9 protein-coding genes and 1 rRNA gene are annotated in these 10,380 nt (G+C 72.5%); 4 read left to right on the forward strand and 6 right to left on the reverse strand.

Going from position 1 to position 10,380, the window contains the following annotated elements:
* Positions 1-9: 9 nt before the first annotated feature.
* Positions 10-1,560, reverse strand: coding sequence for an alkaline phosphatase D family protein (locus DKT68_RS03235; RefSeq protein WP_109815943.1), 1,551 nt, complete (start codon positions 1,558-1,560; stop codon positions 10-12).
* A 187-nt stretch (positions 1,561-1,747) separates the two neighbouring features.
* Here DKT68_RS03235 and DKT68_RS03240 point away from each other — a divergent pair, with 187 nt between their 5' ends.
* The gene (locus DKT68_RS03240; protein ID WP_109815944.1) at positions 1,748-2,188 is read left to right on the forward strand and encodes a carboxymuconolactone decarboxylase family protein; all 441 of its coding nucleotides are present in this window, start codon (positions 1,748-1,750) and stop codon (positions 2,186-2,188) included.
* Positions 2,185-3,060, forward strand: a complete 876-nt coding sequence (sigJ, locus tag DKT68_RS03245) for an RNA polymerase sigma factor SigJ (RefSeq protein ID WP_109815945.1) — start codon at positions 2,185-2,187, stop codon at positions 3,058-3,060. Before DKT68_RS03240 ends, sigJ begins: the two co-directional genes overlap by 4 nt.
* Positions 3,061-3,076: 16 nt before the next feature.
* Here the strand turns inward: sigJ and ndk are convergent, their stop codons facing one another.
* Entirely contained in the window at positions 3,077-3,502 is a 426-nt protein-coding gene (gene ndk, locus DKT68_RS03250; RefSeq protein WP_109815946.1) for a nucleoside-diphosphate kinase, read from the reverse strand.
* Positions 3,503-3,643: 141 nt separating this feature from the next.
* On the opposite strand from ndk, the gene DKT68_RS03255 reads away from it, so the two are divergent.
* The gene (locus tag DKT68_RS03255; RefSeq protein ID WP_109815947.1) at positions 3,644-5,032 is read left to right on the forward strand and encodes a VOC family protein; all 1,389 of its coding nucleotides are present in this window, start codon (positions 3,644-3,646) and stop codon (positions 5,030-5,032) included.
* Between the two features lie 41 nt (positions 5,033-5,073).
* Here the strand turns inward: DKT68_RS03255 and DKT68_RS03260 are convergent, their stop codons facing one another.
* Genes DKT68_RS03260 through DKT68_RS03270 form a run of 3 tightly spaced genes read right to left on the reverse strand, consistent with a single transcriptional unit; the run spans position 5,074 to position 9,430 of the window.
* Entirely contained in the window at positions 5,074-5,484 is a 411-nt protein-coding gene (locus DKT68_RS03260) for a DUF4233 domain-containing protein (RefSeq protein ID WP_109815948.1), read from the reverse strand.
* Entirely contained in the window at positions 5,481-6,815 is a 1,335-nt protein-coding gene (locus tag DKT68_RS03265; RefSeq protein ID WP_109815949.1) for a bifunctional folylpolyglutamate synthase/dihydrofolate synthase, read from the reverse strand. Before DKT68_RS03265 ends, DKT68_RS03260 begins: the two co-directional genes overlap by 4 nt.
* On the reverse strand, positions 6,812-9,430 hold the full coding sequence (locus DKT68_RS03270) for a valine--tRNA ligase (RefSeq protein WP_109815950.1): 2,619 nt from the start codon (positions 9,428-9,430) through the stop codon (positions 6,812-6,814). The genes DKT68_RS03265 and DKT68_RS03270 overlap by 4 nt, the downstream gene beginning before the upstream one ends.
* Positions 9,431-9,500: 70 nt before the next feature.
* On the opposite strand from DKT68_RS03270, the gene DKT68_RS03275 reads away from it, so the two are divergent.
* Positions 9,501-10,187, forward strand: coding sequence for a hypothetical protein (locus DKT68_RS03275; protein ID WP_109815951.1), 687 nt, complete (start codon positions 9,501-9,503; stop codon positions 10,185-10,187).
* A 112-nt stretch (positions 10,188-10,299) separates the two neighbouring features.
* Here DKT68_RS03275 and rrf read toward each other — a convergent pair.
* A 5S ribosomal RNA gene (rrf, locus tag DKT68_RS03280) occupies positions 10,300-10,380 on the reverse strand; the annotation flags it as partial.

Here is a 10,380-nt window from a genome sequence, read left to right on the forward strand (position 1 = left end):
GGTTCGGGGTTATGGGGCGGGGAGGGTTGTGGTCCAGAGGGAGGCGCCGTCGCGGTCGCGGAGGTGGACGGTCAGGGCCTCCGACTCACCGTCGATGGTGACCTCGCCGAAGTGCTGGAAGCCCTCCGCCGGTGACGTGTTGGCCATCGGCGGGGCGTGCACGAAGACCGCCTGCGGCCCGAACGTGCCGTCCAGCGCGTTCGGGCCGAACGCGCCGGCGTGCGCCGGGCCGGAGACGAACTCCCAGAACGGGGTGAAGTCGCCGACCGCCGCGCGGGCCGGGTCGTAGTGGTGCGCGGCGGTGTAGTGCACGTCGGCGGTGAGGAAGACCATGCCCGTCACCCCGGCCCGGTGGGTGGCCCGCAGCACCTCGGCGAACTCCAGCTCCCGCCCGGCCGGCGCGCCCGGGTCACCCTGCGCCACGCCCTCCTGCGCGCCCGGACCGTCCGGCACCACCACACCGATCGGCAGGTCGTTGGCGATCACCTTCCACGTCGCCCGGGAACGCTTCAGCTCCCGGATCAGCCACTCCCGCTGCTCACGGCCGAGCAGGCCACGCTTCGGGTCGGCGTACGTGTTGCCGTCGTTCGGGTCCTTGTGGGTCCGCATGTCCAGCACGAACACGTCCAGCGACGGCCCGTACGACAGCCGCCGGTACATGGGCCCGTCGACCGGCACCGGCAGCCACTCGTTGAACGCCTGGCGGGCCCTGGCGGCGAGCACGTCCACCCGCTGCTCGGTGTAGCGCGGGTCGTCCAGCACCTCCCCCGGGTACCAGTTGTTCAGGACCTCGTGGTCGTCCCACTGGTTGATCTGCGGCACCGTCGCGGCGAACGCCCGCAGGTGCTCGTCGAGCAGGTTGTACGCGAACTGTCCCCGGTACTCGGTCAGCGTCTCGGCGACCTTGCTCTTCTCCGGGGTCACCATGTTGCGCCAGATCCGGCCGTCGGGCAGCGTCACCGACTCGACCAGCGGCCCGTCGGCGTACACCGTGTCACCGCTGCAGAGGAAGAAGTCCGGCCGGGTCTCCCCCATCGCCCGGAAGATCGACATTCCGCCGAAGTCCGGGGCGATCCCCCACCCCTGCCCGACGACGTCCCCGGTCCAGACGAACCGCACGTCGCGCCGCCGGTGCCGGTCGGGCGCGGTGGTCAGCGATCCGATCAGCGGCTCGCTGACCAGCCCGTGCCGCTCCAGGCTCTCCACCCGGACCCGGTAGTGCAGCCGCTCGGAGTCCGGCAGGCCACGCAGCCGGACCTTGCCGGTGAAGTCGCCCGTCGGGGCGAGCACCGGGCCACGAAGCTGCCGCGCGCCGCGGAAGTCCGGGCGGCGGCTCACCTCGACCAGCATCCGGCCCGGCCGGTCGGCCCGGGTCCAGACCAGCGCCGAGTCCGCGGTGACGTCGCCGCTCTGCACGCCGTGGGTGAGCACCGGGCGCCCCGCCGGGCGCCAGGCCGGTGCGGCGCCCGCCCCGGAACCGCCCAGCAGGGCGCCGCCGGCGACTCCGGCCCCGGCCACCAGGCCGGCCCGCAGCAGGGTACGTCGATCAAGCTCGGTCATGCTTCCTCCCGATCATCGGTTGACCCCGTCGGTCTACCGGCCGGAGATGACCGCGATCGGCGCTCCGGGTGGCGCGGACCGGAACGCCGGTTGTCCGGTCGGCATGACCGGAGTCACAGCCCCCCGCTGTCACGCCCCGCCCCGGCCCGCCCGTCGTAGGGGTGTCGAACCGATAGGGGAGGTAGTCATGCAGCGCATGAACCCGGGCGAGGTGGCGCCGCAGGCGTACCAGGCCGTCATGGGCATGGAGAAGTACGTCCAGAAGAACGTCGACCGCACCGTGCTGGAACTGGTCAAGCTCCGGGCGTCGATGATCAACGGGTGCGCGTTCTGCGTGGACATGCACAGCCGGGACGCGCTCGCCAACGGCGAGTCGAGCCGGCGGCTGTTCGCGGTGGCGGCCTGGCGCGAGTCGACGTTCTTCGACGAGCGGGAGCGGGCCGCGCTGGAGCTCACCGACGCGGTCACCCGGCTCGGCGAGCACGGGGTGCCCGACGAGGTGTGGGACGCCGCCGCGAAGGTCTGGTCGGAGAGGGAACTGGCCGACCTCGTCGTCGCGATCGCCACAATCAACGTGTGGAATCGGATCGCGGTGACCATGCGGCTGGAGCCTCCGGCACAGGCGTGACGACCGAGGCGGCAGAGGCGGCCGGTGCGCTCCAGGCGCACCGGCCCATGCTGCTGGGCCTGGCCTACCGGCTGCTCGGCAGCCGGCACGACGCGGAGGACGTGCTCCAGGAGACCTACCTGCGCTGGCGGGGCGTGGACCGGTCGGCGGTGCGGGAGCCTCGCAGGTACCTGTCCCGGGTGGTCACCCGCCTGGCCCTGGACCGGCTCCGGGCACGGCAGGCGGCGCGTGAGACGTACGTCGGGACGTGGCTGCCCGAGTCGGTCCCGACCGCGCCCTCGCCGTTCGGCCCGCTGGACCGCGCGGAGCTACGCGACTCGCTGTCCATCGCGCTGCTGCACGTGCTGGAACGGCTCACCCCGCCGGAGCGCGCGGTGTACGTCCTGCACACCGCCTTCGAGCTGCCGTACGCGGAGATCGCGGAGATCCTGGACCGGACGCCCGCGGACTGCCGGCAACTGCACCACCGGGCGGCCGCCCGGGTGCGCCAGGAGCAGCGACGGTTCACCGCCAGCCGGTCCGAGCGGGAACGGCTGCTGGACGCGTTCCTGGCCGCAGCCCGCGATGGTGACCTGGCGACGCTCACCGGCCTGGTCGCCGCGGACGCCACCGCCTGGAGCGATGGTGGCGGCCGCGTGTCGGCCGCCCGCAAGCCGATCAGCGGCGCGGAGCTGATCGCCCGGTTCTTCGCCGGAATCTACGGCCCGCGCCACCGCTGGGCCACGCGGCTTTTGGAGCTGAACGGGGAACCCGCCGCCCTGATGACCCGCGCGGACGGCAACCGGTACACCCTGACCGTCAGCGCGGCCGACGGTCGGATCACCGGGATCTACGTGGTCGGCAACCCGGACAAGCTGCCGGCGGTCGACTGACCCCGGCGCTGCCGCGTCAGCCCAGCTCGGGGAACCAGAGCGCGATCTCGCGCTTGGCGCTGTCCGGCGAGTCGGAGGCGTGCACCAGGTTCTCCCGGTTGGACAGCGACAGGTCGCCCCGGATGGTGCCGGCGGCGGCCTTGCGCCCGTCGGTCGCGCCGACGAGCCCGCGGACCACGTCGATGACCTGGTCGCCGGAGAGCACCAGCGCGACCAGCGGACCACCGGTCATGAAGTCCTTCAGCGGCGGGTAGAACGCCTTGTCGACGTGCTCGGCGTAGTGCTCGTCGGCGAGCGCGGCGTCCATCGTCCGGTGCACCATCGCGTCGATCCGCAGCCCCTTGCGCTCGAAGCGGAAGAGGACCTCGCCGACCAGGCCGCGGCGAACCGCGTCGGGCTTGATCAGAACGAGGCTTCGCTCATCCGGGCTGTTGCTGGACACGCTGGGTTCCTCCTGTACGCGCTGAACGCTCGGGATCGGTACGGTCAGCCTAGCGACCCGGTCCCGGCGCCGGCGCGGCGGCCGGTCCTTCCTCCGGTGGCCGATCCGGCCTAGCCTGGCCCTGACCCCGGGAGGTCCACTGTGGCGAATGGCGGGAACCGACCCATCGCGCCGGTACGCAAGTTGATCGGCACGGTGCTGGGCACCGTGGCCACGTTCGTCGTCCTCTTCGGGCTCGGCATGACCAGTTGGGCCATCGTGGCGCTCGGGGTCGCGTTGCTGGTGCTGGCGATCGCGCTGGCCACCGTGCGCGGCGGCGGGCGCACGTGGGTGGTCGGGGTCGGGCACGTGCACAGCGCCTCCGAACCACCCACCCAGTACGCGTTCGGCCGCTGCGAGCTGCAACTGGTGATCGACGCGCCGGGGCTGCCGCCCCGGTCGAAGAAGATCATCGAGCCACGGGTGCCGGTCGCCAAGTGGCCGTCGCTGGGCCAGACCCTGCCGATCCGGGTCGCGCTGGACGACCAGCGGCACGTCAAGGTCCTCTGGGACGAGGTGCCCACCCACGCCGAGACCGCCACGGCCGTCGCCGACCTCCCGCCGGAGTTCGCCGACGTCGACGCCGTGGACGAGATGCTGATCCAGCAGGACGCCCCGCCATGGGCGGACCGCGCGCCGGACGACGACTTCCGCGACCCGCTCGGCGGCGACCCGTTCCGCGACCCACCCGGTCCCGACCCGCTGCGCGACGACCCGGTCGTCGCACCCGAGGAGCGCGAGCCGGTGGTGGTGCACCAGAGCCCGGGCGGCCCGGTCGTGCTGGAGGGCGTCGTGGTGGAGCAGCCGGCCGGCGGCCAGTCGGCCGGCAGTGGGCTGCCCCGGCGCGCCACCCCCGCGCCACGTCCGCCCGCCGAGGAGCGCTACGACCAGCCGGAGGACGTCCCAGCCGCCGACGACCGCTTCGACCCGCCTCCCGCGCCGCGCTTCGACGCGCCTCCGGCACAACGGTCCGGCTCGGCAACGACGGACCCGCTGGACCCGCTCGACCTCCCGCTGGACGATCCCGCCCCGACCGGGCGCGAGACGGTCACCGCCGAGGAACTCGACGAGGCGATCTTCGGGTACGACGAGGGCGCCGCGGCCGACCCGGCAGCCCCGATCAGCGGGGTCGGCCTCACGCTGCTGGTCACCGACCTGTCCCGATCGCTCGACTTCTACCGCGACGTGCTCGGCTTCACCGAGGTCGACCAGGGCGCCGGCAACGCCGTGCTCGCCTCCGGCACGACCCGGCTGGTGCTGCGCGAGGTCACCGGGGCGGCACCGATCAGCCGCCGGCTGGTCCACGTCAACCTCGAGGTGGACGACATCGAGGCGGCGTACGGGCGGCTGCGCGAGTCGGGCCTGCGCTTCACGTACGCCCCCCGGGTGGTCAACCGGGGCACCAGGCTGGAGGTGTGGGCGGCGGCCTTCCGCGATCCGGACGGCCACGGCATCGCCCTCACCCAGTGGCGCGAACGCGCCGACGCCTGATCCGCTCCTCCCGGGGGCCCGGCCGTCCGTGGCCGGGCGCGTCAGCCGAGAATGACCCGGCGGACGTGCAGCGCGTACGCCCACACCAGCGCGAAGATGATGCCCAGCGCGAGCAGCGACCAGTGCAGCAGGCCGGACAGCAGCAGCAGGCCCTGGAGCACGGTGCCGGCGTGCCAGGCCCAGGGGCGGCGCATCATGCCGGCGAGCAGGATGGCGACCACCGCCAGCGCCACGACCACGCCGAGCGCGGCCCCGCTCAGATCGCCGCCGACCACCCGGATCGGCTGGATGGCCAGCAGCAGCACCAGCGCCTCCAGGCCGAGCGTCCCGGCGCCCAGGCCGCGTACCGCCCGCTCCGGGTTGCGCAGCCCGGACCGCCGGGGCTGCCCGATTCCATCCTGCTCGGCGGCAGGCTGGCCGGCGGTGTGGGGTTCCTGCTCCGGGCTCGTCATCGCTTCAGCAGCCGACGGGCGTCGGCCACCGTCACCACCGATCCCGTGATCAGCACCCCGACACCGCTGAGCTCACCGGGGACGTTCTCCTCGGCCAGCGCCACCGCCGTCTCGATCGCGTCCGGCATCTCCTCGGCCACCTCGACCCGCTCCTCGCCGAAGATTTCCACCGCCAGCGCGGCCAGTTCCTCCGCCGGCATCGCCCGCGGCGAGCTGTTGCCGGTCACCACCACCAGGTCGGCGACGGGCTCCAGCAGCTCCAGCAGGCTGGAGGCGTCCTTGTCGGCGAGCACGCCGACGACCGCCACCAGCTTGCTGAAGGCGAACTCCTCCTGCAACGCGGTGACGGTGGCGGCCATGCCGTGCGGGTTGTGCGCGCCGTCCAGCAGGATGGTCGGGGCGTTCCGGACGCGCTCCAGCCGACCCGGGGAGCTGGCCTCGGCGAAGCCCTCCCGGACCGCCTCAATGTCCAGCTGCCGGGTGGTCCCGGCGCCCAGGAACGCCTCCACCGCGGCGAGTGCCACCGCGGCGTTCTGCGCCTGGTGCGCGCCGTGCAGCGGGATGAACACGTCGTCGTAGATGCCGCCGAGCCCTTGGAGGGTGAGGACCTGGCCGCCGACCGCGATGGCCCGACTCAGCACGCCGAACTCGGCGCCCTCGCGGGCGATGGTCGCGCCCACCTCGGCACAGCGTTCCAGGAGGGGACGGGCGGCTTCCTCCTCCTGCGCCGCCGCGATGACGGTGGCGCCCGGGTGGATGATGCCGGCCTTGGCCAGCGCGATGTCCTGGAGTGTGTCCCCGAGCCATTCGGTGTGGTCCAGGCCGATCGGGGTGATCACGCAGACCCCGGCCTGGATGACGTTCGTGGCGTCCTCGGCGCCGCCGAGGCCCACCTCGACCACCGCGATGTCGACCGGCGCGTCCGCGAACGTGGCGAACGCCAGCGCCGTCGTCATGTCGAAGTACGTCAGAGGCTCGTCGGACCGCGCGTCGACCAGCTCGGCCAGTGGCTTGATCTCCCGGTACACCGACGCGAACCGTTCCTCGCTGACCGGCTCCCCGTCCAGGCTGATCCGCTCCCGGACGGTCTCCAGGTGCGGGCTGGTGTACCGCCCGGTGTGCAGCCCGTGCGCCCGCAACAGCGAGTCGATCATCCGCGCGGTGGAGGTCTTGCCGTTGGTGCCGGTCAGGTGGATGGCCGGGTACGCCCGCTGCGGGCTGCCGAGCAGGTCGAGCAGTGACTCGATCCGGTCCAGCTCGAAGACCATGCGGGTGAAGCCGCGAGCGGCCAGCTCGGCCTCGACGGCGGCGAAATCGGTACGGTCGGTCACGAGGAAAGCGTCTCCAGAGCAGCGTCGATCCGGACCAGGTCGGCCTCGGCGGTGGCGAGCCGGTCGCGGATCTTCGCGACCACCGGCTCGGGGGCCTTGCCGATGAAGGCCGGGTTGTCGAGCTTCGCGCGGGCCTGCGCGACCTCCTTCTCCGCTGCCGCGCGGTCCTTGGTCAGCCGGGCCCGCTCGGCGGCCACGTCGATCGACCCCCGGGTGTCCAACGCGACACCGACCGCCCCGGGCATGGCCAGCGTGGCGCTGGCCTGGAAGTCCTCGGCGACCGGGTCCAGCCGGGCCAGCGAGCGGATCAGCGGCTCGTGGTCGGCGATACCGGCTCCCGTCAACCCGTCCAGCCGGGCGGCCACCCGCTGGGTCGGCCGCAGCCCCTGGTCGGACCGGAACCGGCGGATCTCGGTGATCACCCGCTGCACGCTGACCAGCTCCGCCTCGGCGGCGTCGTCGACCAGCGAGCGGTCGGCCACCGGCCAGGCGGCCTTCTGCACCGTCTCGCCGCCGGTCAGCGCGAGCCACAGCTCCTCGGTGACGAACGGGATGACCGGGTGCAGCAGCCGCAGCAGCTGATCCAGCACGTGCCCGAGCACCCGCCGGGTGGTCTCGGCCCGCTCACCGCCCTCGGCGAGCACCGGCTTGCTCAGCTCGACGTACCAGTCGCAGACGTCGTCCCACGCGAAGTGGTAGAGCAGGTCGCACACCTTGGCGAACTCGTACGCCTCGAACTGCTCGTCGACCTCGGCGGTGACGTGCGCCAGCCGGGACAGGATCCACCGGTCGACGGTGGAGAGCTGCTCGGCGGCGGGCAGGTCACCGGAGGTGTGCGCCCCGTTCATCAGGGCGAACCGGGTGGCGTTCCAGAGCTTGTTGCAGAAGTTGCGCGAGCCCTGGCACCAGTCCTCGCTGACCGGGACGTCCTGGCCGGGGTTGGCGCCGCGGGCCAGGGTGAACCGGGTCGCGTCGGCGCCGAAACGGTCGATCCAGTCCAGCGGGTCGACCACGTTGCCGAACGACTTGGACATCTTCTTGCCGTGCTCGTCGCGGACCATGCCGTGCAGGGCCACCACGTCGAACGGCTGCCGGCCGTCCATGGCGTATAGGCCGAACATCATCATCCGGGCGACCCAGAAGAAGAGGATGTCGTAGCCGGTGACCAGGACGCTGGTCGGGTAGAACTTCGCCAGGTCCGGGGTCTGCTCGGGCCAGCCGAGGGTCGAGAACGGCCAGAGCGCGCTGGAGAACCAGGTGTCCAGGACGTCCTCGTCCTGGCGCCAGCCGTCCCCGGTCGGCGGCTGCTCGTCCGGGCCGACGCAGACGATCTCGCCCTCCGGGCCGTACCAGACCGGGATCCGGTGCCCCCACCAGAGCTGCCGGGAGATGCACCAGTCGTGCATGTTGTCGACCCAGGCGAAGTAGCGCTTCGCCAGCTCGGCCGGCTCAATGCGCACCCGGCCGTCCCGGACCGCGTCGCCCGCGGCCTGGGCCAGCGGCGCGGTGTTCACGAACCACTGCAACGAGAGCCGCGGCTCGACGGTCGTCTTGCACCGCGAGCAGTGCCCGACGGCGTGCACGTACGGCCGCTTCTCGGACACGATGCGGCCCTGCTCGCGCAGCGCCGCCACGATCGCGGGACGCGCCTCGAACCGGTCCAGCCCCTCGAACGGGCCGGGCACGGTGATCACGCCGCGCTCGTCCATCACGGTCAGCGCGGGCAGGTCGTGGCGCTGGCCGATCTCGAAGTCGTTCGGGTCGTGCGCCGGGGTCACCTTGACCATGCCGGTGCCGAAGGACGGGTCGACGTGCGCGTCGGCGACGATCGGGATGCGGCGACCGGTCAGCGGCAGCTCGACCTCGGTGCCGATGAGGTGCCGGTACCGCTCGTCGTCGGGGTGCACCGCCACGGCGGTGTCGCCCAGCATCGTCTCGGCCCGGGTGGTGGCGACCACGACCTCGTCGCTGTACCGGATGGAGATCAGCTCACCGTCGTCGTCGGTGTGCTCGACCTCGATGTCGGAGAGCGCGGTGAGGCAGCGCGGGCACCAGTTGATGATCCGGTTCGCCCGGTAGATCAGGCCCTCGTCGAAGAGCTTCTTGAAGATCGTCTGGACGGCGCGGGTGAGACCCTCGTCCATGGTGAAGCGCTCACGGTCCCAGTCGACCGAGTCGCCGAGGCGCCGCATCTGGCCGAGGATCGCCCCGCCGGATTCGGCCTTCCACTGCCAGACCCGCTCGACGAACTTCTCCCGGCCGAGATCGTGGCGGGAGAGACCCTCGGCGGCGAGCTGACGCTCGACCAGGTTCTGCGTGGCGATGCCGGCGTGGTCCATGCCGGGCAGCCAGAGCGCCTCGAAGCCCTGCATCCGCTTACGCCGGGTCAGCGCGTCCATCAGCGTGTGCTCGAACGCGTGGCCCATGTGCAGCGAGCCGGTGACGTTCGGCGGCGGGATGACGATGGTGAAGGGGGGCTTTTCGCTGTCGGCGGAGGCCCGGAAGTGCCCGGCGGCTACCCACTGCTCGTACCGTCGCTGCTCTACCTCGCCGGGCTGGTACTGGCCGGCCAGGGTGGGGGCGTCGGGGCGTCGGGCATCGAGTCTGTCGGTCACCCGTGAAAGTCTACGGAGGGCTTCTCCGGACCCGACGTGCGCCACCTGCCATTCGCGTACGGTGTCGGCTATGTCCGACGCACATCTCACTGAGCGCCCGCTCGACGACGGTCGCGAGCCGGTCGAGCTGACCGACGAGCCGATTCAGCTGAGCACCCGCGACCCCGGGGCCGACCCCGACGAGGGGCGCGCTGGGTGGTCGCGTCGGCGGCGGATCGGTTGGGCGGTCGCGCTGGTCGTCAGTCTGGCCGGTGCGGGCGTGCTGGGTGTCGGCGGGTGGCGGGTGGCGCAGCAGAAGGACACCCGCCTGGCCTCCCCCGACCAGGTGGCGGGCCTGACCCGGGACGACAGCGAGCGGGCGAAGAGCACAGCGGACTACCTGCGCAGCGGCCTGGCGGCCGACATCGAGCTGGACCGCAGCTTCGGCACGGTCTACCGCGATGCGGCGGACGACAAGCGGTCGGTGCTCATCTTCGGAGGCACCACCCTGCTCTGGCAGCCGGAGCGGGACCTGGACAGCCTCTTCGGGCTGATGTCCGACGAGACCGGGGCCGTGACCGGCCTGCGCGAGGTGCCCGCGGGCGAGCTGGGCGGCGTCATGAAGTGCGGCAGCACCAGCGGTGAGGGCGGAGACTTCGCGGTGTGCGGCTGGGCGGACCACGGCAGTGTCGTGATGGCGATGTTCCCGGGCCGGTCGGTCTCTGACGCCGGCGGCCTGCTCCGCGACCTCCGCGCCGGCATGCAGACCCGGGACTGATCCGTCGGGCCGGCACCGCGCTGACCCGTCGGTCGCGCGGCACGCCGGCCCCAATGGGGTACGGATATGCGTCAGGGCCACCCCCTGATGGGGGTGGCCCTGACGAAAGATTGTCCGGCGGCGTCCTACTCTCCCACACCCTCACGAGTGCAGTACCATCGGCGCTGGAGGGCTTAGCTTCCGGGTTCGGAAT

It is taken from the genome of Micromonospora acroterricola (assembly GCF_003172955.1).
Lineage (GTDB): Bacteria > Actinomycetota > Actinomycetes > Mycobacteriales > Micromonosporaceae > Micromonospora > Micromonospora acroterricola.

Excerpts from the sequence above, each read along its gene's own strand:
- DKT68_RS03235 (WP_109815943.1), bottom strand. The coding sequence starts at position 1,560 with ATGACCGAGCTTGATCGACGTACCCTGCTGCGGGCCGGCCTGGTGGCC.
- DKT68_RS03240 (WP_109815944.1), top strand. The coding sequence starts at position 1,748 with ATGCAGCGCATGAACCCGGGCGAGGTGGCGCCGCAGGCGTACCAGGCC.
- DKT68_RS03260 (WP_109815948.1), bottom strand. The coding sequence starts at position 5,484 with ATGACGAGCCCGGAGCAGGAACCCCACACCGCCGGCCAGCCTGCCGCC.
- DKT68_RS03275 (WP_109815951.1), top strand. The coding sequence starts at position 9,501 with ATGTCCGACGCACATCTCACTGAGCGCCCGCTCGACGACGGTCGCGAG.